19 protein-coding genes are annotated in these 22654 nt (G+C 69.8%); 8 read left to right on the plus strand and 11 right to left on the minus strand.

The genetic code is table 11. The annotated features are described in order from the left end of the window. Positions 1–52: 52 nt before the first annotated feature. Positions 53–1198, plus strand: coding sequence for a dipeptidase (locus OG729_RS23780; protein WP_405808023.1), 1146 nt, complete (start codon positions 53–55; stop codon positions 1196–1198). An 81-nt stretch (positions 1199–1279) separates the two neighbouring features. Here the strand turns inward: OG729_RS23780 and OG729_RS23785 are convergent, their stop codons facing one another. Beyond that, complete coding sequence (locus tag OG729_RS23785) at positions 1280–1639, minus strand: VOC family protein (protein ID WP_360882066.1); 360 nt, start codon at positions 1637–1639, stop codon at positions 1280–1282. 110 nt (positions 1640–1749) lie between these two features. On the opposite strand from OG729_RS23785, the gene OG729_RS23790 reads away from it, so the two are divergent. Continuing rightward, entirely contained in the window at positions 1750–2271 is a 522-nt protein-coding gene (locus OG729_RS23790) for a CGNR zinc finger domain-containing protein (RefSeq protein ID WP_405808024.1), read from the plus strand. 40 nt (positions 2272–2311) lie between these two features. Here the strand turns inward: OG729_RS23790 and OG729_RS23795 are convergent, their stop codons facing one another. Next, entirely contained in the window at positions 2312–3655 is a 1344-nt protein-coding gene (locus OG729_RS23795; protein WP_405808025.1) for a UDP-glucose dehydrogenase family protein, read from the minus strand. 166 nt (positions 3656–3821) lie between these two features. On the opposite strand from OG729_RS23795, the gene OG729_RS23800 reads away from it, so the two are divergent. After that, positions 3822–4988 (plus strand): acyl-CoA dehydrogenase, encoded by a 1167-nt coding sequence (locus OG729_RS23800; protein WP_360882060.1) that lies wholly within the window; start codon positions 3822–3824, stop codon positions 4986–4988. A gap of 64 nt (positions 4989–5052) precedes the next feature. Here the strand turns inward: OG729_RS23800 and OG729_RS23805 are convergent, their stop codons facing one another. Then, on the minus strand, positions 5053–5361 hold the full coding sequence (locus OG729_RS23805) for an antibiotic biosynthesis monooxygenase family protein (RefSeq protein WP_405808026.1): 309 nt from the start codon (positions 5359–5361) through the stop codon (positions 5053–5055). Positions 5362–5466: 105 nt separating this feature from the next. Next, positions 5467–6681, minus strand: a complete 1215-nt coding sequence (locus OG729_RS23810) for an LCP family protein (protein WP_405808027.1) — start codon at positions 6679–6681, stop codon at positions 5467–5469. 106 nt (positions 6682–6787) lie between these two features. Between OG729_RS23810 and OG729_RS23815 the strand changes: the two genes are divergently transcribed. Further along, positions 6788–7336, plus strand: a complete 549-nt coding sequence (locus OG729_RS23815) for an acyl-CoA thioesterase (RefSeq protein WP_360882054.1) — start codon at positions 6788–6790, stop codon at positions 7334–7336. 137 nt (positions 7337–7473) lie between these two features. Here the strand turns inward: OG729_RS23815 and OG729_RS23820 are convergent, their stop codons facing one another. After that, the gene (locus OG729_RS23820; protein WP_405811258.1) at positions 7474–8838 is read right to left on the minus strand and encodes an LCP family protein; all 1365 of its coding nucleotides are present in this window, start codon (positions 8836–8838) and stop codon (positions 7474–7476) included. A 233-nt stretch (positions 8839–9071) separates the two neighbouring features. On the opposite strand from OG729_RS23820, the gene OG729_RS23825 reads away from it, so the two are divergent. Next, entirely contained in the window at positions 9072–10082 is a 1011-nt protein-coding gene (locus OG729_RS23825; protein ID WP_360882050.1) for a glycosyltransferase family 2 protein, read from the plus strand. 63 nt (positions 10083–10145) lie between these two features. On the opposite strand, the gene OG729_RS23830 is transcribed toward OG729_RS23825, so the two are convergent. From OG729_RS23830 to OG729_RS23845, 4 genes are all read right to left on the minus strand, one after another. Continuing rightward, complete coding sequence (locus tag OG729_RS23830) at positions 10146–11876, minus strand: LCP family protein (protein ID WP_405808028.1); 1731 nt, start codon at positions 11874–11876, stop codon at positions 10146–10148. A gap of 51 nt (positions 11877–11927) precedes the next feature. After that, positions 11928–13682 (minus strand): LCP family protein, encoded by a 1755-nt coding sequence (locus tag OG729_RS23835; RefSeq protein ID WP_360882046.1) that lies wholly within the window; start codon positions 13680–13682, stop codon positions 11928–11930. 221 nt (positions 13683–13903) lie between these two features. Next, the gene (locus OG729_RS23840; protein ID WP_405808029.1) at positions 13904–15496 is read right to left on the minus strand and encodes an LCP family protein; all 1593 of its coding nucleotides are present in this window, start codon (positions 15494–15496) and stop codon (positions 13904–13906) included. A gap of 170 nt (positions 15497–15666) precedes the next feature. Then, positions 15667–16419 (minus strand): TIGR03089 family protein, encoded by a 753-nt coding sequence (locus tag OG729_RS23845; RefSeq protein ID WP_360882042.1) that lies wholly within the window; start codon positions 16417–16419, stop codon positions 15667–15669. Positions 16420–16547: 128 nt separating this feature from the next. Between OG729_RS23845 and OG729_RS23850 the strand changes: the two genes are divergently transcribed. The 3 genes from OG729_RS23850 (at position 16548) to OG729_RS23860 (ending at position 20326) form a co-directional block, all read left to right on the plus strand. After that, positions 16548–17930, plus strand: a complete 1383-nt coding sequence (locus tag OG729_RS23850) for an N-acetylmuramoyl-L-alanine amidase (protein WP_405808030.1) — start codon at positions 16548–16550, stop codon at positions 17928–17930. A gap of 107 nt (positions 17931–18037) precedes the next feature. Further along, positions 18038–19120: an NDP-sugar synthase gene (locus tag OG729_RS23855; protein ID WP_360882038.1), complete on the plus strand. Its 1083-nt coding sequence runs from the start codon at positions 18038–18040 to the stop codon at positions 19118–19120. 150 nt (positions 19121–19270) lie between these two features. After that, positions 19271–20326: a DNA-3-methyladenine glycosylase family protein gene (locus OG729_RS23860; RefSeq protein WP_405808031.1), complete on the plus strand. Its 1056-nt coding sequence runs from the start codon at positions 19271–19273 to the stop codon at positions 20324–20326. 11 nt (positions 20327–20337) lie between these two features. On the opposite strand, the gene OG729_RS23865 is transcribed toward OG729_RS23860, so the two are convergent. Continuing rightward, complete coding sequence (locus tag OG729_RS23865) at positions 20338–21651, minus strand: coenzyme F420-0:L-glutamate ligase (RefSeq protein WP_405808032.1); 1314 nt, start codon at positions 21649–21651, stop codon at positions 20338–20340. Next, the gene (cofD, locus tag OG729_RS23870; protein ID WP_405808033.1) at positions 21648–22604 is read right to left on the minus strand and encodes a 2-phospho-L-lactate transferase; all 957 of its coding nucleotides are present in this window, start codon (positions 22602–22604) and stop codon (positions 21648–21650) included. The genes OG729_RS23865 and cofD overlap by 4 nt, the downstream gene beginning before the upstream one ends. Positions 22605–22654: the final 50 nt, after the last annotated feature.

Consider the following 22654-nt stretch of genomic DNA (forward strand, 5'->3'; position numbering starts at 1 on the left):
CTCCCGTGCCACGGTGGGCGTACGGCACCGCCGTCGAAGCTCGGAGGACGCCATGGCAGATCTGCAGCAGGACGACCCCGACCCCGCCGTCGCGGTCGGCGACCTCGACGGCCCGGCGCCGCCGAGCAGAGAGCCGTCATCGGAGCTGTCTGAGCCGGACCTGCCTGAGTCGGAGCCGCCTGAGCCGGAGCCGGCAGAGCCGCCCGAGCAGCCGGAGCCGCCCGAGCCCGCGGCCGAGAGCCTGGAGCGCGCCCGGGAGCTCCTCGCCACGCACCCCATAGCCGACGGCCGGAGCGGGCTTGCGGGGGCGCTGCGGGACATCTCGTCGTACGACATCGAACAGGGTGAGGGGCTGCTGGAGACGGACATACCGCGGCTGCGGGTCGGTGGCGTCGGTGCGCAGTTCTGGTCCCTGCATGTGCCGCCCGAGCTCACGGGTGACCGGGCGGTGACGGCGACGCTGGAACAACTCGACCTGGTCCGCACCCTGGTGGCCGAGTGCCCCGAGGGCTTTCGCCTCGCGCTGAGCGCCGACGACATGGCCGACGCGCGCAACTGCGGGCGGACGGCCGCGCTGCTCGGCCCGGTCTCGGGCCCGGCGCTCGGCGGCTCGCTCGCCACCCTGCGGGCGTATCACGCGCTGGGCGTTCGCAGCCTGACCCTGGCGGGCACCCGCTGGACGCAGCGCACCGGCCTGACCTCCGCCGGCTGGGAAGTCGTCCGCGAAATGAACCGCCTTGGCGTCCTCGTCGACCTGTCCGGCTGCACGCCGGAGACGATGTGCCGGACGCTGGCGGTGGCCAAGGCCCCGGTCGTCATCTCGCACCATCCGGAAGAGGTCCCGGACGATGTCCTGCAGCGGCTCCGTGCCAACGGCGGCGTCTGCATGGTCGCCTGCACGGCGGCCACCCTCCGCGAGGCGGCGGACCGTCTGACCCATGTCCGCGACACGGCGGGCCCTCAGTCGGTGGCGCTCACCGGCGCCTACGACACGGGCACCCCGCACGCCCCCGGCCTGGGCGATGTGTCGTGTTTCCCCCGCCTGATCGCCGAACTCCTGGACCGCGGCTGGCCGGAGGCGGACATCGAGGCGCTGACGTGGGGGAACGTATCGCGGGTGCTGCGGGCGGCGGAGTTCACCGCCAGATCGACGAAGCCCCGCCGCTCCGGCCCGGTGCTGACGCCGCTGGACGCGTGAGCGACGCCGGCCTCAGCACACGCACAGGCAGAACCTCGGCACACGCACAGGCAGAACCTCGGCACACGCACACGCAGAACCTCAGCACGCGCACAGGCAGAAGGGGTGCCCCGCCGGGTCCGCGTACACCCGCCACGACCTCGACCTGTCATCCGCGTCCAGCGGCTTGGCGCCCAGGGCCAGCACCCCCTTCTCGGCCGTGTCCAGGTCCTCCACCGTCAGGTCCAGATGGAACTGCTGCGAGGCGTCCGGCGCAGGCCACTGCGGCGGTACGAAGCCGGGCGCGGCCTGGAACGCCAGCGCGGCGCCCGGCACGCCCTTCAGCGTGACCCAGCCGTCGTCGACCTTGACCTCACCACCCAGCAGATCTGCGTAGAAGCGGCCGAGTGCGACGGGGTCGGGACAGTCCAGCACGACGGTCCCCAGGGTGGCGATGGCCATGGTTCCTCCTCGATCCGGAGCCGGAGTTACCGTTAAAGCGATTCAACAGGTAACTGTTACCTCATGCTCCCCCATCGGCGGTAACGTCGCAACCATGAATGGTCCCAACCATGAATGACAGGGCACCCGCACCCGGCGGTCTCGCGCTGGTCGAGGCCCTGGTGAACACGCTGGACATCGAGACCGGCGCCGACTCCCTCGACACCACGGACGGCCGCGCCCCCTTCGGCCTCGCCGAGCGGGACGTGCCCGCCGCCCGCGAACTGCGCGAGGCCCTTCGCGCCGCCTGCCTGGCGCACGCCGGACACCGCGCACCGGGCCGCTCGCCCGCCGCGCTCGACGAGCTGCTGGCCAGGGCCCCGCTCCATGTCACCGTTGCCGAGGACGGGTCCGCCGCGCTCCGCCCCGCGGACCCGGGCACTCTCGTCTCCCGTATCGCACACGCACTCGCGGCCGCGGCCGCCGACGGGACCTGGGCGCGGCTGAAGGCCTGCGAGGCGGAGGACTGCCAGTGGGCGTACTACGACCGCAGCCCGGCGGGCCGGCGCCGCTGGTGCTCGATGTCGGTGTGCGGGGCCCGCGCCAAGATGCGTACGTACCGGGCCCGCCGCACAAGCACGGGCACGGGCTGAGGCCTCAGGCCTGCGGGTCAGGCCTGCCTGCCCCGGCGGGTCAGGCCCGCGGGCGGCCCATCGCCCGGTATGTCCAGCCCGCCTCGCGCCACTTCGCGCCGTCCAGCGCGTTCCGGCCGTCCAGAATTATCCGGCTCGACGTGGCCTCGCCCAGCGCCGCCGGGTCCAGCTCGCGGAACTCACGCCACTCCGTCAGGTGCAGCACCACATCCGCACCCCGCACCGCCTCCAGCGCCGAGTCCGCGTACCCCAGCGTCGGGAACAGCCGCCGCGCGTTCCCCATGCCCTTCGGGTCGTACACCGTGACCTGGCCGCCCTGGAGGTGGATCTGCCCCGCGACATTGAGCGCCGGAGAGTCCCGTACGTCGTCGGAGTCCGGCTTGAAGGTCGCGCCCAGTACGCCAACCCGCTTGCCCAGGAAGGAATCGCCGCCGACCGCGTCCCGCGCCAGCTCCACCATGTGGCCGCGCCGCCGCATATTGATCGAGTCGACCTCCCGCAGGAAGGTCAGCGCCTGGTCGGCGCCCAGCTCACCGGCGCGCGCCATGAACGCGCGGATGTCCTTCGGCAGACAGCCGCCGCCGAAGCCGATCCCGGCCCGCAGGAACTTCGCCCCGATCCGCTCGTCGTACCCGATGGCCTCGGCGAGCTTGACGACATCGCCGTCCGCGGCCTCGCACACCTCCGCCATCGCGTTGATGAACGAGATCTTCGTCGCGAGGAAGGAGTTCGCGGAGGTCTTCACGAGCTCCGCCGTCGGGAAGTCCGTCACGACGAACGGCGACCCTTCGCCGACCGGCGTCGCGTACACCTCGCGCATCAGCTTCTCCGCGCGCTCGCTCTCCACGCCCACGACGATCCGGTCGGGGTGCAGTGTGTCCTGCACGGCGAAGCCCTCGCGCAGGAACTCGGGGTTCCAGGCCAGCTCCGCGTCCGCACCCACCGGGGCGAGCTCGGTGAGCAGCGCCGCCAGCCGGGCCGCGCTGCCGACCGGCACGGTCGACTTCCCGACCACCAGCGCGGGCCGCTTGAGCTGCGGCGCGAGAGAGCTGAAGGCGCGGTCGACGTACGACATGTCACACGCGTACTCGCCGTGCTTCTGCGGAGTGTTCACGCACACAAAATGGACGTCGCCGAATTCCCCGATCTCCTCCCAGGAGGTCGTGAAACGCAGCCGCCCGCTCGATCCCTCGATCCCCGCGACATGCTTGGCGAGCAGCTCCTCGAGCCCCGGCTCGTACATCGGGACCCTGCCCGCCGACAGCATCTCGATCTTCTCGGGCACGACATCGAGGCCGAGCACTTCGAAGCCCAGTTCCGCCATGGCCGCGGCGTGCGTGGCGCCGAGATATCCGGTGCCGATCACGGTGATCTTGAGGGCCATGCGGTGCTCCAGTGAATCGCGGGCTGGGAATGCGAGCCTGAGCATAGTCGGGCCTCGGCACGGGCACTTTTCCGCTGTCGCCAAGGTCACGTATGCCTGGGGACAGCGAGCCCTTTAAAATTACGTTACTTAACGGTAGTTAGCGTTCCTTGGGGAGTGAGAGACCTTGTCCGGATCGACCGGTAGCTCGGCGTTTGACCTGTACCGCCCGTCCGAAGAGCACGACATGCTGCGCGACGCCATCCGCTCCCTCTCCGAGGCAAAGATCGCTCCGTTCGCGGCCGAGGTCGACGAAGAGGCCCGCTTCCCGCAGGAGGCGCTGGACGCCCTGGTCTCCGCCGACCTGCACTCGGTCCACGTCCCCGAGGAGTACGGCGGCGCGGGCGCCGACGCGCTCGCGACCGTGATAGTCATCGAAGAGGTCGCGCGCGTATGCGCCTCTTCATCCCTGATCCCGGCCGTGAACAAGCTCGGCTCGCTCCCGGTGATCCTCTCCGGCTCCGAGGACCTGAAGAAGAAGTATCTGAGCCCGCTCGCCAAGGGCGACGGGATGTTCTCGTACTGCCTCTCCGAGCCGGACGCCGGCTCCGACGCGGCGGGCATGAAGACGAAGGCCGTCCGCGACGGTGACTTCTGGGTGCTCAACGGCGTGAAGCGCTGGATCACCAACGCCGGCGTCTCCGAGTACTACACGGTGATGGCCGTCACCGACCCCGAGAAGCGCTCCAAGGGCATCAGCGCCTTCGTCGTCGAGAAGTCCGACGAGGGTGTCTCCTTCGGCGCCCCGGAGAAGAAGCTCGGCATCAAGGGTTCCCCGACCCGCGAGGTCTACCTCGACAACGTCCGTATCCCCGCCGACCGCATGATCGGCGCTGAGGGCACCGGCTTCGCCACCGCGATGAAGACCCTGGACCACACCCGCATCACGATCGCGGCCCAGGCACTCGGCATCGCCCAGGGCGCGCTCGACTACGCCAAGGGCTACGTCCAGGAGCGCAAGCAGTTCGGCAAGCCGATCGCGGAGTTCCAGGGCATCCAGTTCATGCTCGCCGACATGGCGATGAAGATCGAGGCCGCCCGCCAGCTGACGTACGCGGCCGCCGCCAAGTCGGAGCGCGGGGACGCGGACCTGACCTTCCAGGGCGCCGCCGCGAAGTGCTTCGCGTCGGACGTGGCCATGGAGGTCACCACGGACGCCGTCCAACTGCTCGGTGGCTATGGCTACACCCGTGACTACCCGGTCGAGCGCATGATGCGCGACGCCAAGATCACGCAGATTTACGAAGGCACGAATCAGGTGCAGCGGATCGTGATGGCGAGGAACCTTCCGTAACCTGAAAACCACGCTGTAAGCGCAGGTCAGAGGCACCCTCCGGGGTGCCTCTGCCAGCTTGTCCTCAGACCACCACGGCGACCTCGTAGTTGCTGCCGTGCATGTTCGTACAGAGGGCTCGGCAGCCCCCGAAGAGCCTTTCGAACTCGGGCTTCTCCCGCCATCCGCTGAGGGAGTCGAGGTCCCGCCAGGCCGCGAAGGACACGAAGTGGTTCGGGTCCGACAGGTCGTGGACGAGCCGGGCCGTCAGGAAACCCTCGTTGGCCTGCTTGGTCCAGGTCAGGAACTCGGTCCATCGCTCGATGAACTCGTCGGCCTTCCCGTCGGTCACATGCCAGCTGCCCGAGGCCCAGTACCGGGTGTCCTCCGCCATGACGCGCACCTCGTTCCTTGATCGCTTCGTGAGGCAGCCTATGGCTGCCTCACGAAGTCCGCGATCTCAGTGGAGCGTCCGGGAAGGTGTCCGGGAAGACTGGTGTCAGCGGTCCGAGGTGACCGTGACCTTCTCGTCGTTCTTCAGCTGGTCGACGAGCTGCTTCACCTTCGTCTTGTCCCAGACCAGGTTCCCGCCCCTGCTGCCCGAGATCGGCATGTTCATCGACTTGCCCTCGCCGCCCGTCACGCCCTTCATCGCGAAGAACATCTGGCCCAGCGACCACAGGCTCATGTCCTTGTCGACGATCAGTGTGTCCAGGCCCGCGCTCATCGTCGGGTAGAGCTTGAACGGGTTGAGGATCGTGCCCGGCGTCGCCGTCTGGCTTGCCAGGGCCGCGAGGAACTTCTGCTGGTTCTTCGTACGGTCGAGGTCGCTCTGCGCGAAGGCGTACCGCGTGCGCACGAAGGCCAGGGACTGCTCGCCGTCCAGCGTCTGCTTGCCCGCCTGGAAGTCGGCGCCCGAGTTCTTGTCCTTGAAGGCCTTCGGGATGTCTATCTCCACGCCGCCGATGGCGTCCACGATGTTCGCGAAGCCCGCGAAGCCGATCTCGACGTAGTGGTCGATGTGCAGGCCGGTGTTGTGCTCGACCGTACGGACCAGCAGCTCCGGGCCGTCCTCCGCGTATGCGGCGTTCAGCTTGGTGTGGCGGCCCTTCGCCGGGAAGAGCTTGCCGGACTGGGAGCCCTTGAACGACGGTATCTCCACGTCCGAGTCACGAGGCAGCGAGATCAGCGTCGGGCCGTTGGAGCCGTCGTGCAGGATCATCATCGAGTCGGTCCGCTTGCCCTCGGCCGAGCCCGTGTGGAGCTTCTTCTTCTCCTCGGCCGACATGCCCTCACGGCTGTCGGAGCCGACGATCAGATAGTTCGTGCCCTCGCCCTCGCCCGGGCGCTCGATCACCTTCGAGAGGTCGACCTCGCGCTTGAGCTTCGAGTCGGCCCAGAAGTACGTGCCTATGGAGACGGCGAGCAGCGCGACCACCAGGACCAGCGAGCCGATCTTGAGGCGGCGGCGCCAGTTCGGGGCGGGGCGGGCGTACGGCGCGCCGGACTGCGGCGGGACCCCGTTCCCTCCGCCCTGGCCTCCGTAGACCTGGCCCGTGTTGTAGCCGCTGTCGTAGGAGGCGTCGTAACCGTCGTCGTATCCCTGCGACTGCTGCTGCGGGACCGGTCGTCGCTGCACATGGCGCATTACGCGAGCGCTTTCGGGCTGCGCGCCCTGGCTGCCGCGTCCGTATCCTTCGGGCCAATCATTCATGCGGACCAGTGTGCAGGCAGGGGCTCTCGCCTCCCATAGGGGGTGAGGAATCGCACCAGGGCTGTTGCGATTCTGATGCAATGGGGCCCGGCATATGGTGGAGGGCATGACAGACCAGGCCCAGCGACCGGAGTCAGAGATTCCGGGCAAGCCCACTTCGGCATCCCGTACCACCTTGAGTCACATCATGACCGGCCACGACACCAACCTTCTCGGCACGGTGCACGGCGGCGTGATCATGAAGCTGGTCGACGACGCGGCGGGCGCGGTCGCGGGCCGTCACTCGGGCGGACCGGCCGTCACCGCCTCCATGGACGAGATGGCCTTCCTGGAGCCGGTCAGAGTCGGCGACCTGGTGCATGTGAAGGCCCAGGTCAACTGGACCGGCCGGTCCTCGATGGAGGTCGGCGTGCGGGTGCTTGCCGAACGCTGGAACGAGTCGACGCCTGCGACGCAGGTCGGCAGCGCGTACCTGGTTTTCGCGGCGGTCGACGGGGACGGCAAGCCGCGTCCCGTACCGCCGGTGATCCCGGAGACGGAGCGGGACAAGCGCCGCTACCAGGAGGCGCAGATCCGCCGCACGCACCGGCTGGCCCGCCGCCGGGCGATCAGGGAGCTGCGCGCAAAGCGCGCGGCGGAGGGCATGGAGGACTAGCGGTATCCGGACCGGGGGCTCCGCCCCGGACCCTCCCCCTACTCCCTGCGGGCGTGGTGAGACCCCCACCCGTCCGGCGATTGAGGACACGCCCGGAGGGCGTCCCGGGGGTCTGGGGGCCGGCCCCCAGTCGCAAGCTACGGGCACACCACCTGGTCACCCGTCACCGCTCCGAATTCCCCCTGGTGCGTCTCCTCCGCGCGGACCGGCGTCACCCCCCTGTACCTCGTCCCCACCGTCACCTTCAGCGTCGGGCCCTGGCCCTTCACCGCCCGCAGTTCGCAGCCCGGCAGTGCCGCCGCCAGTGATCTCGCCGAGCGGTCCCAGCGTGGGTCGTATCTCACATAGGTGCGCCGCACTTCCGCGCCGGACCTGCTCTCCGGCGTGCGCGTCGTATTGAAGCCGGTCGCCCGCAGCGCGTCGTCGACCTTCCGGCCCAGACCGTCCGTGCGCGTGCCGTTGTAGATCTGGACCCGGATCTGCCGTGGGGCCACATCGACCGTCGTCGCCTTCGGCTGCTGCGGGCGGTGCGGCGCGAGCGGCTTGTCCTCGCGGAGCATCCGGAAGAGCTTCGTCGACTTCGGCTCGTCCCACTTCAGGGTGGAGCCGAGGCCCTTCACCGGGTAGCCCACACTGTTCACCGGCACGGACGTGAACTCCGACGACGCCGCCGTGAAGCCCCGCATCGCCCGCCCCAGGGCGAGCATCTCCTCCGTTCCGAAGCCCTGATCCGCCCGTACGGAGTTGAGCATCGTCGAGGCGACCTCACGGAGCTTCACCGGATTGAGCAGCACGCCACTGCTCGTCGCCTGGTTGATCAGTGCCGCGACGAAGCGCTGCTGGCGCTGCATCCGCCCCAGATCAGCCGCCCCGTCGATATGGCGCGAGCGCACATACTGCAGCGCGTGCCCACCGTCCAGCTTGTGGGTGCCGACACCGAGGTTCAGGCCGGTGTATGTGTCCTTCATCGGCCGAGCCGTGCACACCTCCACCCCGCCCAGCGCGTCCACCGTCTTCATGAAGCTGGTGAAGTCGACCTCCAGATAGTGATCGATCTTGACCTTCGTCATCTGCTCGACGGTCCGCACCGTCAGGGCCGGCCCGCCCTCCGCGTACGCCGCGTTGAGCTTCAACGGATGCGCCCCGTGGTGATTGCCGGTGGTCTCGTCGGTGTGCTCAGGGATCTCCGCGTAGCTGTCCCGCGGCAGGCTCACCACACTCGCCCGCTCCCGGTCCTGCGAGATGTGCACCAGCATGATCGTGTCGGTGCAGTGGCAGGGCGCGCCCCCCAGCCGGTACTTGTGCTTCTGAGCCCGCGTGATCTTGTCGCGGCCGTCCGTGCCGACCAGCAGGAGATTCATGCCGTGCCCCGCCTCGGGCCGGTTCTTCATGTCCTTGAACGGATCCACCCGGCTGATGCCGGTGTCCAGGCTGGTCACCACCGCGTGCCCGATGCCGCCCGCGCCGAGCACCAGCACCGAGAGCGTCGTCGCCACCCGCACCCCCCAGCGCGGCCGCTGGACCGGCCGCCGGGTCCGGTGCTGGGCATTCGGCCGGGGACGGGCGGAGCGGGGCGGCGTGGGCACGAGGGGATACCTCCGCGAGTAACAGAGGGGATACCTCCGCGAGTGACAGGGGGGATCGTGCACACCGTAGGCCGATACGATCTGCGGCCACCGGCACCGACCCGGCCGCCGCGCGTCCGTGTCCCCCATTCGCGGTAACGTGGCGCCCGATGAACGCCACGCCCCCTGTCTCCGTGATCATGCCGGTCCTCAATGAGGAGCGGCATCTGCGCAACTCGGTCCGTCACATCCTCGAACAGGAATACGACGGCGAGATGGAGGTGGTGATCGCGCTCGGGCCGTCCACGGACCGCACCGACGAGATCGCCGCCGAGCTGGTACGCGAAGACCCTCGCGTCCACACCGTCCCGAACCCCACCGGCCGCACACCCGCCGCGCTGAACGCCGCCATCAAGGCCTCCCGCCACCCGATCGTGGTACGCGTCGACGGCCACGGCATGCTGTCCGCGAACTACATCGCCACCGCTGTCCGCCTTCTTGAGGAGACCGGCGCGCAGAACGTCGGCGGCATCATGCACGCCGAGGGCGAGAACGACTGGGAGCACGCCGTCGCCGCCGCCATGACGTCGAAGATCGGCGTGGGCAATGCCGCATTTCACACCGGCGGTCAGGCGGGCCCGGCCGAAACCGTGTATCTGGGTGTCTTCCGCCGCGCGGCGCTGGAGCAGCAGGGCGGCTACAACGAGGAGTTCATCCGCGCCCAGGACTGGGAGCTGAACTTCCGCATCCGGGAGGCGGGCGGCCAGATCTGGTTCTCGCCGGAGCTCAGGGTGCAGTACCGGCCGCGGCCCTCCGTCAGGGCGCTCGCCAAGCAGTACAAGGACTACGGCCGCTGGCGCCATGTCGTTGCCCGCTACCACCAGGGCTCCATCAATCTGCGCTATCTCGCCCCGCCGACGGCCGTCTGCGCCATCGTCGCGGGCCTGGTGGCCGGCGTGGCCCTCAGCCCGGTCGGCTTCGTCGTCCCGGCGGGCTATGTGGCCGCGATAGTCGCCGGATCCTTCCCCGCGGGCAAGGGCCTGCCGCTCAAGGCGCGCCTGCAGATCCCCGTTGCGCTGGCCACCATGCACATGTCGTGGGGGTACGGCTTCCTGACCAGCCCTCGCGCGCTGGCGAAGAGGGTCATCGCGAGCCGCCGCCCGGCCGTCAAGACCGCCTGATCCAGCCGCGTACCCGAAGGAGCCCCGGGCATCCGCACCGGGGCTCCTTCGCGTACGCGTGAACTACCAGGTGAAACCGGGCTGGACCGCCATGCACTCCTTGTCGTCGCTGCCGTTCAGCGGCCGCGCGGAGGTCGGCGTCTTGTTGTCGTCCTTCGGTGCCGTCTTCGGGTAGGTGTCGCCCTGCCGCCAGTCCGCGCCCACGATCAGCGTGATGCCGGTGACGTCCGTCGACTTCTTCACCGAAGTCAGCGGAATCCCGAGGGACTTGGCGACCGCCTGCGCATCGCCCTCCAGCTCGGCGTTGGAGAAGCGGATGACCGTGCTCTCCTGCGGGTTGGTCGTGGCATCGGCCTGTGCCCGGGTGAAGCCCTTGCCGGAGAGGATCCCGGCGACCGCCGTCGCCCGGCCCTTCTGGGCGATCTGGCCGTCCCCGCCCGTGCCGTTCTGCACCATCACCGCGATCTCACCGGGCGCAGCTGCCGGGTCCTTGGAGACGGCCGGAGCGGCCGGCTTCTTCTTCGGCGCCTTGCCGTCCAGCGGAATGTCCTCACGGACCATCCGGAACAGCTGCTCGGCGTCGCCCGGCTTGGGCTCGACCTTGCCGCTGAAGCCGGGACGCTGGGTGTAGAAGTTCGGCATGGTCGTCATGGTGATCCGGTCGGTCGGGACGCTCTTGAGCTCCTCGCCCAGGTCGTAGAGCTCCTTGACGCTGCCGATGCCCTTGTCGACGGTGAGCGCGTCGATCGCGGCCTCGGCGAGATTGCGCAGCTTGGCCGGGTCGGTCAGCTTGGTGTTCTTGCGCAGCTCACGGACCATCGAGTTCATGTACATGTGCTGGGCGTGGGTACGGGCAAGGTCGGTACCGTCCTCGAAGCCGTACCGCGTACGCAGCCACTGCAGTGCCTGCTCGCCCTTGACCGGGTGCGTGCCCGCCGCCAGCTTCAGTCCGGAGCCATGGCCCTGCCTGTCGCGCGAGTTGACGTTCTGCTTGACGCAGACAGGGACGCCGCCGATGGCGTCCGCCATGGAGACCACACCGGCGAAGTCGATCATCATGAAGTGGTCGATCGTGATTCCGGTGAGCTTGTACCAGGTGGCCACCGTGCAGCCGGGGCCGCCGCGGCCGAGCGACTCGTTCGTCAGCGTCCAGCCGGTGGCCGTGAACGTCTTGCCCTTGCTGTCCTGGCACTCGGGGATCTTGAGCACGGTGTCGCGCGGCATGCTGATCACCGAGATATTGCTGCGGTCCGCAGAGACGTGCAGCAGCATCTGCACATCCGCGAGGGGCGGCGCGCCGAAGGTGTCCTTGGCGCCGCCGAGCTCCTGGTTCTTCTTGGAGTCCCGCGCGTCCGAGCCGATGAGCAGGATGTTCAGCGGGACCTGACCGGCGGCGTTGGCCTGATGGTCGCGCATCTTGCCGCCGAGGTTCAGGTCGTCCTTCTTGAGCTTGCTGTTGAGGTGCTCGTAGTACAGATATCCGGCGCCGGCCGTGCCGAGTATCAGCAGCGACAGTACGGACGCGACCCAGCGCAGGACGCGGCGCTTGCCGCGTTTTCCGTGTCTGTGGGGGCCGCTGTGCCGACGACCGGGCGCCCGACCGTCCGCGGAGGCCCCTGGCCCCTCGGCCGCGACACCCTCCGCCGTACGGGCCTGACGGCCGGTTCCGCCGCGCCGGCCCCGGGCGGCGTGGTCGTCGCCCCCCTCGCCGTACAGACCATCGTCCCAGCCCAGATCGCGGGCGTGCGGGACGCGGTCACGCGTCCCCTCTCCCCGCACGCTGTTCTTTCCCACCCCGGGTCCCCCCTGTCGTTCAGGCGCTCCTCATGACCCGGTGTCACGGGGTCACTTGGCGCACACCTGTTTGTCCGCTTCGACCTTCTGCACACCCTCCGGCGCTTTCGCCGGACCGGTGATGGGCACCCCTGCGCCCTTGAAATCGGATCCGAGGGTCAGCGTCATCGCCTCACGTCCCACGGCGTCCTTCGTGCCCGGCTTCAGCGCCGTGGCAGGCAGACCCATCAAGTCCGCGAGCTTGCGGGCCTGATCGGCCTGGTTCGGCGCGTATGTCAGCGTCGTTTTGGCGAGCTTGGCGGGCGCGTTGCCCTCGTTGCTCGACTTCAGTACGCCTTCCTCGTTCTGCAGCCAGGTGAGGGTCGACAGCGCCGCCCCTTGCTTCTCGCTGCCGTTGAAGACGGCGACCCGCACGTCGGAGGCGGCCGCCCGCGGCCCCTTGAGCAGGGCGGACTGCTTGTTCTTGGCGTCCTGCTCCTTCTCCTTGACCTCGGTGAGCGAGGTGTCGTTCTGGATCATCGAGAACAGCGGCTGGGCCTTGCTCTCGTTGAGCAGCACGGTCGCCTTGTCGGTGTTGTCGACCACCGGCACGGTCGCGAAGGTGATGTTCTTCGGGTTCACCTTCGCCAGCTCCATGCCGAGATCACGTAGCCGGGAGATCTTGCCTATCCCGTTGTCGACCGTGAGCGCCGTGGTGGCGGCCTCGGCCAGGTCCCACATCTTGGTGGGGCTGGACAGGGTGTCGCTCGACTTCATCTTCCGGATCAGCGAGCTCAGGAACTGCTGCTGGATCTCGATCCGGCTGAGGTCGCCGCCGAAGCCCACCGAGTGCCGTGTGCGCACGAACGCCAGCGCTTGCTCACCCTTGATGACGTGCTTGCCCGCCGGGAGGTTGAGTTTGGAGTCCTTGTCGTTGATGTCCTTGGCGAGGCAGACCTCGACACCGCCGACCGCGGTCGTCATGGACTTCACCGCGTTGAAGTCGGCCATCATGAAGTGGTCGACGGTGACGCCGGTGATTTCTTCGACCGTACGCATGGTGCAGCCGGGGTCGCGGCCCTCCTGGCCGAGGCTCTCGTTGAACCGCGTCTTGCGCGTACCGCCGATGTCCTTCTCCCCGTCCCCCGTTTTGGTCGTGCAGACGGGGATGTCGGTGATCAGGTCTCGCGGTATGGACAGCGCGGTCGCGTTCGTCCGGTCCTTGGAGACATGGAAGAGGATCGTGGTGTCGGCGTGCCCGACGCTGTTCTTGTCGCCGTAGCCGTCATTGCCCTCGCCGGACCGCTTGTCCGTGCCGATGAGCAGGATGTTGATGGCCTGGTCCTTGTTGAACCCGCCGGAGCCCGCGCCCGCGACGTCGACCGTGTTCAGGTTCGAGTCGAAGTGCTGGTAGACGAGGTACGCGCCGACGGAGCCGGCGACGACGATGAAGGCCATTACGCCGCCCGTCCACAGCAGCGCCTTCTTCTTGCGCGACGCGGGCTGCTTGCGCTTGCGGCGGCCGGCCGTGGGGGGATTCGTACCGCCGGAGGCATTGCCCGCGCGGCGGGACCGCTGCCCCGGCACCTCGCGGCCCGGCACCTCGCGGCCCGGGGCCGCGGTCCTGCGGCCCTGGCGGCTTCCGGGCGCGGGAGTTCCCGAAGCGGCATTTTTCGAAGCGGTACTTCTCGCAGCGGTACTTCTCGGCGGGGACGAATGCTGTGCGGATTGGTCCAGTCGCAGTTCGTAATTGCCGGTCTGCGGGTTGAGTACCCACTGGTCGGCGGGGTCGATCTCGTCCGCCCGCCCACGGCTTTGCGCATCCACGGTTGCTTGAGTCCTCCGTCGGTGCCACGCGAGGCGCCTCCCCCGAAGGGCGCTCGGTCTTTCGATGCAGCAGTGCGCGACCCAAGGTCGGAAGCACCGGATCGCGTCACACTATCCGCCCAGGTCAACGTCGAGCGACGTCCGTGACAAATTCCACGCCCCTTACAACCGGGCAATTCGCCCAATCTTCATGGTCTGCGGACCCTGACTTGGCCATCGCTTTACTCACACGTGCCCACAGCGGCATTCGTGCCGGAGAAAGTCGGCGCCGGAGTCGGGCTCGCGGTACCGGTGTCGTCCGGCTTCTCATCGGTCGACGTTTCCTCGTCGGACTTGCCCTCCTTGCCGTTCTTGCCCTTGGGGACGACCGCAACAGGCGTGTCCTCGCGAAGCCGCTTGAAGAGCTGACTCGCCTCGGGTTCGACGAGTTCGTCGCGGTTCGGATCGGCGCTGTACGGCTGTCGCGGAACCGTCAGGAATTGCACCTTTTCGGTCGGGATACTGCGAATAGAGCGAGTCAGGTCGTACAGATCTTTCAAAGAATCCAGGCCCGGGTCGGTGGTCAGCGACTTCGTCGCCGCGTCGAGCACCGGGTAGAGCCGGGTCGGATTGAGGAGTACGCCATTGCTCTGCACCTTCTTGACGAGCGCGCCGAGGAACTGTTGCTGGCGTTCCATACGCTCGGTGTCGCTGCCGTTGCCGATGGACTTCCGGGCCCGAACGTAACCGAGCGCCTCCTCGCCGCTCAGCGTCTGCTTGCCCGCGCGCAGCTTGAGATGCGCGTCGGCGTCGTCGATCGGTTCCTTGAGGCAGATCTCGACCCCGTGCACGGCGTCGACCATGCCCTTGAAGCCGCTGAAGTCCACCACCATGTGGTGGTCGATGCGGACGCCGGTGAAGCGCTCGACGGTACGGATCGTGCAGGCCGCGCCGCCGAATTCGAACGCCCAGTTGAACTGCGCGAACTGCTCTCTCGTACGGGTGCGGTCGGGCTTGCGGCAGCTCGGGATGTCGACCATCAGATCGCGCGGAATGGACATCGCCGTCGCGCTCTGCCGGTTGGCCGCGATATGCAGCAGGATCGTGGTGTCGGAGCGCTGGCTGCCGCCGTCGTCGCGGCCGTACTTGCTGTTGCCCGCGCCGGAGCGGGTGTCGGAGCCGAGGAGCAGGATGTTCTGCGCGCCGAGCGCGACGGGCGTGGGGCGCTCCTTCTCGTACGTCTCGAGCTCGGCGGCGGCGGTGGTGTCGGTGGTGATGTTGGCGTCGAGCTTGCGGTAGAACCACCAGCCGACGCCGGCGGCGGCGAGCACGACGACGGAGGTACCGAGGGCGGCCCAACGAAGCCAGTGGTGCTTGCGGTTGACTCCGTCGCCGCCCTCCTCGCTCCGACCGTCGCCGTTGCCCTCGTCGCCGTCGCCGTCGCCGTCGCCGTCGCCGTCGCCGCTACCGTCTTCGCCGTTGTGGCCGCCGCCGGTGTCCGCGTCGGTGCCGGAGTCCGCCTCGGCGACCGGACGCGACTTCGTGTCCGCGTCAGGTGCGGAGGAGGCTGGGTCCGACTCCGTGCGGGAGCCCGCACCGACTTCCGTGTCCGACTCCGTTCCGGCGTCCGCGCAAGAGTCCGCACCGCGATCCGTGTCCGATGCCGTACCGGTCTCCGTACGCGACCCCGTACCGGTGTCCGCGGGCGCGGGCGCGGCATCGTCGGCGCCCCGGAGCGCGCCCGTACTGGCGTCGGTGCCCCCGGCACCATCCGTACCGGCGGCGTCCTTGCCGGCTTCGCCGGCCCCGGCACTTTCCGTCACGTTTGCGTCCATCCTTATGGCGTCGGCGGCGCGCTGGGTCGCCGATCGCAGGACTAGACGGCTGAACCTCGCGCTTGGTTGTGCGTTGAAGCACGCGTATCGCCGATCATCCACCGGAGTTGAGGCTGGAGGCGGGGGGCTCGGCCCGGGTGTGCGCCAAGCGGGTGGACCTCAGAGGCTTGTCATACCGCGGTGTTGGTGACGCGCTCGCTCTCGATCCGCTTCTCGAGGCCCTCCTGGGACAGCTTGTCGAGATGTCGGCACAGGACGACGGACCCGCCCGCCGCGAGCGGCGCGTACAGACCGGTGGACAACCCGTCCCACGTGTCGTATCCGCGCCCCGTGAGCAGCCGGGAGCCGGGCGTGAGGCCCAGTCCGGCGGCGTCGGCGCGGGCCCGCTCGACGAGCTGGGCGCCGGTCAGTTCGTTGCCGCCGACACTGAGCGCGGGCGCGTCCGGATCCACCGGCGCGTACGGAGCGAAACGGTCGCCCTGGCTCGGCACCTCGACCGCGTAGTCGGCGTACCCGGCGGGCGGGACGGGGAAGCGGCGGCCGAGCGGCGCCAGGGACAGGGCGATCCGCTCGCCGCCGCAGGCGAGCCCGGCGTCGAACTGCCCGGGTCCGGCGACGACCAGATCCGCATCGGCCGGATCGCCGCCCACCTCCGCCGTCACCCCGACCGAGGCGCAGGCGAGCAGCCAGACCGCGCTCTGCCAGTGCGCCGGAAGCAGCAGCGCGAGCCGGTCGCCGGGCCCGGCGGCGAGGTCGCCCTGGAGCAGATTCGCCGTCTTGGCCACCCAATTGGCGAAGGTGGCGACGGACAATTCGACGCGCTCACCGGTGGCGTCGTCGTAGAAAGTGACCAAGGGGCGGGCGGGGTCCGCGGCGAGCGCGGATCGCAGCAGGTCGGCAGGGGTGCGGTCGCTGGCGTTCACTCGCGCAAGCGTACGCGGCGGGGGTGGGGACGCTACGTCCGTACCGGTGACGGGTTCCACCGGTCGGACCGATGGGCAGTCAGTTTTCCGTCGAGCAGAGTCGACGGACGGGGCCCAGGATCTTGTTCATGCGTGGATTTCTTGCTTACTCGACCGGCGTCGCGTGCACAGCCGCGCTGGTTCTTCCGCTTTCGTTTTCCTCCGGCGCGCACGCCGCGTCCTCACAAGTGCCGGATGTACCCGGCTCCACTCAGTCGCTGCCACTGGAGGCGATCGGGCCGAGAGCCACGGACGGGCCCCTCGGGCGGTCGGCGGAACAGGGGTTGACGGAGCGTGACGTCAGACCCTTCTCGCTCGTCGGCGTCGTCTGGGACGACGTGGACGCCGAACTGCACGGCACGGTCCAGGTCCGCACTCGGGCACTCGGATCTGCACGGTGGTCGGGCTGGCAGGACGTGGAGACGCACAACGATGAGCACCGGGCCGACCGCGGCACCGAGGAGAGCGACTCGGGGAAGGTGCGTGGGTCGACGGCGCCACTGTGGGTGGGGGAGTCGGACGGTGTGGAGGTACGGGTAAAGGGGGGCCGGGCCGAACGCGCCCCGCTGCCGAAGGGCTTGCGCCTCGAACTCGTCGACCCGGGCGCCGCGCCCGAACCGACCGAGGGGCATGAGCCGGGCGTGGCCAACCGGACGGCCGCGGACACGCCCGAGGGGGAGCCTGAGGAGTGGGACGTACTTCCGGCCCTGTCCGAGGAGGAGCCTGACGAATTTCCGGGCCTGTCCGAGGAGGAGCCTGACGTACTCCCGGCCCTCTCCGAGGAGGAGCCTGACGTACTCCCGGCCCTCTCCGAGGAGGAGACCAAGGCACAGGCAGCTGACCCGGAGATGGCCGAGAAGCCCTACATCGGCCCGCGCCCGAGCATCATCACGCGCAAGGGATGGGGCGCCGACGAGTCGTTGCGTGAGAAGGAATTCGCCTACACGACGACCGTGAAGGCCGCCTTCGTGCACCACACCGCCACCGGCAACAGCTATACCTGCGCGCAGGCGCCCTCCGTCCTGCGCAGTATTTACCGCTACCACGTCGTGAGCAGTGGCTGGCGCGACATCGGCTACAACTTCGCCATCGACAAGTGCGGAAACATCTACGAAGGGCGCGCAGGAGGCGTGGATAAGGCGGTGCTCGGCGCACACACGCTGGGATTTAACACGGACAGCATGGGCATCGCAGTACTCGGCACGTACAGTCTCTCCACCCCGCCGGCGGCAGCTGTGACCGCCATTGCCAAGCTCACCGCCTGGAAGCTCGGGCTGTTCGGAGCCGATCCGAGCGGCAAGGTGGTGCTGACGTCAGGAGGGAGCGGCAAGTACGCGAAGGGCGTGAAGGTTTCCTTCAATGTCATTTCCGGACACCGGGACGGATATATCACCGACTGTCCGGGAGGCCGCCTCTACAGCAAGCTCGGCACCGTCCGGAGCGCCGCGGCCACGTACCAGGGACGTGGCTGATGCCGGTGGCCGGGAATGCACCGACCCACTGCCTACACTGCCGGTCTCGTACGACTTGACCCCGACGAGCGACCACGCCGGCCCCAGCAGGAAGCAGAGACGACAAGGTGACAGAAGCGATCCTCCTGGTCGGCGGCAAGGGCACCCGGCTGCGTCCGCTCACCGTCAACACGCCGAAGCCGATGGTCCCGGCGGCGGGCGTCCCGTTCCTCACACATCAACTGGCGCGGGCCAGGGCGGCGGGGGTCGAGCACATCGTGCTCGCGACGTCGTATCTGGCCGAGGTCTTCGAGCCGTACTTCGGCAACGGTTCCGAGCTCGGCCTGCACCTGGAGTACGTCACCGAGGAGGAGCCGCTCGGCACGGGCGGCGCGATCCGCAACGTCGCGTCACGGCTGCGGTCGGGCCCCGAGGACCCGGTGCTGATCTTCAACGGGGACATCCTGACCGGCCTGGACATCGAAGCGCTGGTCGCCACACACCGGTCGTCGGGCGCGGATGTGTCGCTCCATCTGACCCGGGTCGAGGACCCGCGGGCCTTCGGCCTGGTGCCGACGGACGCGACGGGCCGGGTGCGGGCCTTCCTGGAGAAGCCCCAGACCCCTGAGGAGATCGTCACCGACCAGATCAACGCGGGGGCGTATGTGTTCCGCCGCTCGGTCATCGACACGATCCCGACGGGCCGCCCGGTCTCGGTCGAGCGCGAGACGTTTCCCGATCTGCTGGCCTGCGGCGCCCATCTCCAGGGCATGGTCGACTCCACCTACTGGCTGGACCTGGGCACCCCCCAGGCCTTCGTCCGCGGCTCGGCGGACCTGGTGCTGGGCCGCGCGCCCTCCCCGGCAGTCCCGGGCCGCTGCGGCGACCGCCTGATCCTCCCGTCGGCCTCGGTGGCCGCCGACGCCAAACTCTCGGGCGGCACGGTCGTCGGCGCGAACGCGGTGGTCTCCTCGGGCGCCCGTATCGACGGCAGCGCGCTCCTCGACGGCGCGATCGTGGAGGAGGGCGCGGTGATCTCCTCCTCCCTGATCGGCGCGGGCGCACGGATCGGAGCCCGCACGGTGCTGTCGGGGGTGGTGGTCGGCGACGGCGCGGTGGTGGGCTCGGACAACGAACTGCGCGACGGGGCGAGGGTGTGGTGCGACGCGGTACTGCCGGGCTCGTCGGTGCGCTTCTCCTCGGACCAGTAGTTGCCCTCACCACGTGGCGGGGCTGCGCCCCCTTTCCCCCGAACGCGGCCTTCGGCCGCGTGAAAAATACAGCTCGACCGGCGGGAATTTAAGGGGAAACAACACCGCCTACCCTCAGAGTGCGCACCCCGACCCCCAAGGACCCCCGCCGTGTCAGCACGCTTCGCCCCCCGCCCCACCGGGACCACCATCCGCGGCGGCGAGACCGTCGTGCCCGCAGGCGTCCCACGGCAGGCCACCGCCGCGAGGACCGGCGCCGGGACCAGCGCTCCGACCGGCGCCCGGCCCACCGCCGAGCCCGCCACCCAGACGCGGCGGTGGACGCCCCCCGGCCCCCTCGACCTCGGCCTCGTCCTCGGCCCACTCCGCCGCGGCCCCGCCGATCCCACCTTCCGTATCACCCCCGACGGCTCCGTCTGGCGCGCCAGCCGCACCCCCGCCGGCCCCGGCACCCTTCGCGTAGCGATGCGCGGCGGCGCCGCAGAGGCCGAGGCCTGGGGACCCGGCGCGGAGTGGCTGCTGGAGCAGCTCCCCGCGCTGCTCGGTGCGGGCGACGACCCCGCCGCCTTCACCCCCCGCCACCGCCTCGTCGCCGCCTCCCAGCACCGCCGCCCCGGCCTGCGGCTGACCCGTAGCGCACTCGTCCTCGAGTCCCTGATCCCCTCGGTCCTGGAGCAGAAGGTCACCACGGATGAGGCATACCGCGCCTGGCGGCTCCTCGTACGGAAGTACGGAGAGCCCGCCCCGGGGCCGGACACCCGCCTGCATGTGATGCCCGACCCCCGCACCTGGGCCCTGATCCCCTCCTGGGAATGGCACCGGGCCGGCGTCGACAACAAGCGCGCCTCCACCATCCTGCGCGCCGTACGCGTCGCCCGCCGGCTGGAGGAGGCCGCGGCCATGGAGCCCGAACAGGCGCAGAAACGGCTCGAGTTGATCCCCGGCATCGGCCCGTGGACCTCCGCCGAGACGATCCAGCGCAGCAATGGCGCGCCCGACGCCATCACCGTCGGCGACCTCCATCTGCCCGGCATCGTCGGCTACGCCCTCGCGGGCGACCGCAACGCCGACGACGCGGCGATGCTCGAACTCCTCGCCCCCTACGCCGGCCAGCGCCACCGCGCCGCCCGCTTCATCCTGCTCAGCGGCCACGCCCCGGCCCGCCGCAAGCCGAAGATGCCTCGCGGCGACATCGGCAAGCTCTGAGCGCGCAGGCGTCAGCGGACCTCGATGAACGCGGAAGCCTCCCGCGCCGGCCTCGGCCGCGGCGCCTCGGCCGCATGCCCCACCGCCACCGCTCCCATCGGCTCCCACTCGGCCGGCAGCCCCAGCACGTCCCGTACGACATCGCGGCAGAACATCGTGGACGACACCCACGCCGAACCCAGCCGCTCGCCGGCCAGCGCCACCAGGAAGTTCTGCACGGCGGCGCCCGCCGCGACCACGAACATCTCGCGTTCGGCGCCGTCGCGCCGCGGATCGCCGTAGCTGTGCGAGCCCTCCATCACCATGCAGGGCACGACGAGATAGGGCGCGCGCCGCAGCACCTCGCCGCGCCGCACCCGCTTCGCGATGGACTCCTCGCTCTTGCCGTCGCGCCGCAGATCCGAGATCCATGCGTCCCGCATCGCGTCCAGCAACCCGGTGCGCGAAGCCGCGGATTCGAGCAGTACGAACCGCCACGGCGTCGTGTGATGCGGCGCCGGAGCCGTCACGGCGGCCGCGACCGCACGCCGCACAGCGCCCGGATCCACCGGCTCGTCGGTGAACTCCCGCACGGTACGGCGCTGGGTGACCGCCTCCCGTACCGCCTCGGAGGTCCCCAGTCGGAACATGTCGTCGGCCGCGACCCGCACGATCGCCCGGGCGCCGTCACCGGAGCCGACCAGCTGCGGCAGCCCGCGCACCACCGCGACCGGCAGCCCTTCGGCCTTGCCCTTCACCAGGTCGCCCGCCGCGGCGAGTTCGTCGGCGACGGCCACGACCGTCGCGCTCAGCGGATTGCCGTGTGCGTCGACGCCGCCGCGCAGATCGTCCAGGACCCGCACCCCCGCCGCGCCGATCGCCACATCGGTCAGACCGTTGCGCCAGGGCCGCCCGAAGGTGTCCGTGACGATCACGCCGACGTCCACGCCGAGCGTCTCCCGCAGCCCCGTACGGATCGCCTGCGCCGAGGCGTCGGGGTCGGCGGGCAGCAACAGCACTGTCCCGGCAGGGGTGTTGGAGGCATCGACGCCGGCGGCCGCCATCACCAGGCCCTGCCGGTTCTCGACGATACGAAGGGCGCCGCGCCGCGCCACCACCCGTACCGTCTCCGCGTCGATGGCCGCCTCACGGTCCGTCGCGGCGACGACCCGCCCCTCCGCCTTGCTCACGATCTTCGAGGTGACGAGCAGGACGTCCCCGTCGACCAGGCCCGGCTCGGTGGCGGCGATCAGCTTGGCGATGTCGTCGCCGGGGCGCACCTCGCCGAGGCCGGGCAGCGCCCAGACCCGGTAGCCGGGCGCGTTCACGGCCGACGGCGAGCTCACGCCCGTACCTCTTCGGCCAGTGCCAGTGCCTGCCGCGCCATCTCGGCGGCCGCGTCCACGTCCGTCATCAGCAGCGGCACGGCCCGGCAGCGGATCCCCGCCGCCTCGACCTCGGCCACCGCGCCCTCGTCGACGGTGTCGACGAGCCAGCCGTCCAGCAGTCCGGAGCCGTAGTGCTGGGCGACGGCCGCGGCCGTCGACTCCACGCCCACCGCCGCGAGCACCTTGTCCGCCATGCCGCGCACGGGAGCGTCCCCGACGATGGGGGACAGACCCACGACGGGCACGCCCGCGTCGGCGATGGCCTCGCGGATCCCCGGCACCGCCAGGATCGTGCCGACGCTGACGACGGGGTTGGACGGCGGGAAGAGGATGACGTCCGCGGCGGCGATCGCCTCCAGCACACCGGGCGCCGGCTTCGCCTGGTCCGCGCCTACGGGCACGACGGCCTCGGCGGCCACCGACGCCCGAAGCTTCACCCAGTACTCCTGGAAGTGGATGACCTTCTTCTCGCCCTCGATCTCGACGGCCACATGCGTCTCGACGCGGTCGTCGGACATCGGCAGCAGCCGCACGCCCGGGTTCCAGCGGGCGCAGAGCGCCTCGGTGACGGCGCTGAGCGGATAGCCCGCGGCGATCATCTGCGTTCGGACGATGTGGGTGGCGAAGTCGCGGTCGCCGAGCCCGAACCACTCGGGGCCCACGCCGTACGCCGCGAGCTCCTCCTTGACGCGGAAGCTCTCGTCCGTGCGTCCCCAGCCCTGATCCTCGTTGATGCCACCGCCGAGGGTGTACATCACGGTGTCGAGGTCGGGGCAGACCTTGAGTCCGAACAGATGGATGTCGTCACCGGTGTTGCCGATCACCGTGACGTCCGCTTCGGGTGCGGCCTGCTTGAGACCGCGGAGAAAACGGGCGCCGCCGATGCCGCCGGCCAGAACCACAATGCGCATGCAGACAGTCTGTCAGGCGCAGCCTGATCGTTTGAGGGGTGGTGGCCCGG

The organism is Streptomyces sp. NBC_00210 (genome assembly GCF_045160975.1).
Taxonomy (GTDB): domain Bacteria; phylum Actinomycetota; class Actinomycetes; order Streptomycetales; family Streptomycetaceae; genus Streptomyces.

Excerpts from the sequence above, each read along its gene's own strand:
- OG729_RS23780 (WP_405808023.1), top strand. The coding sequence starts at position 53 with ATGGCAGATCTGCAGCAGGACGACCCCGACCCCGCCGTCGCGGTCGGC.
- OG729_RS23785 (WP_360882066.1), bottom strand. The coding sequence starts at position 1,639 with ATGGCCATCGCCACCCTGGGGACCGTCGTGCTGGACTGTCCCGACCCC.
- OG729_RS23790 (WP_405808024.1), top strand. The coding sequence starts at position 1,750 with ATGAATGACAGGGCACCCGCACCCGGCGGTCTCGCGCTGGTCGAGGCC.
- OG729_RS23795 (WP_405808025.1), bottom strand. The coding sequence starts at position 3,655 with ATGGCCCTCAAGATCACCGTGATCGGCACCGGATATCTCGGCGCCACG.
- OG729_RS23805 (WP_405808026.1), bottom strand. The coding sequence starts at position 5,361 with ATGGCGGAGGACACCCGGTACTGGGCCTCGGGCAGCTGGCATGTGACC.
- OG729_RS23810 (WP_405808027.1), bottom strand. The coding sequence starts at position 6,681 with ATGAATGATTGGCCCGAAGGATACGGACGCGGCAGCCAGGGCGCGCAG.
- OG729_RS23815 (WP_360882054.1), top strand. The coding sequence starts at position 6,788 with ATGACAGACCAGGCCCAGCGACCGGAGTCAGAGATTCCGGGCAAGCCC.
- OG729_RS23825 (WP_360882050.1), top strand. The coding sequence starts at position 9,072 with ATGAACGCCACGCCCCCTGTCTCCGTGATCATGCCGGTCCTCAATGAG.
- OG729_RS23840 (WP_405808029.1), bottom strand. The coding sequence starts at position 15,496 with ATGGACGCAAACGTGACGGAAAGTGCCGGGGCCGGCGAAGCCGGCAAG.
- OG729_RS23850 (WP_405808030.1), top strand. The coding sequence starts at position 16,548 with ATGCGTGGATTTCTTGCTTACTCGACCGGCGTCGCGTGCACAGCCGCG.
- cofD (WP_405808033.1), bottom strand. The coding sequence starts at position 22,604 with ATGCGCATTGTGGTTCTGGCCGGCGGCATCGGCGGCGCCCGTTTTCTC.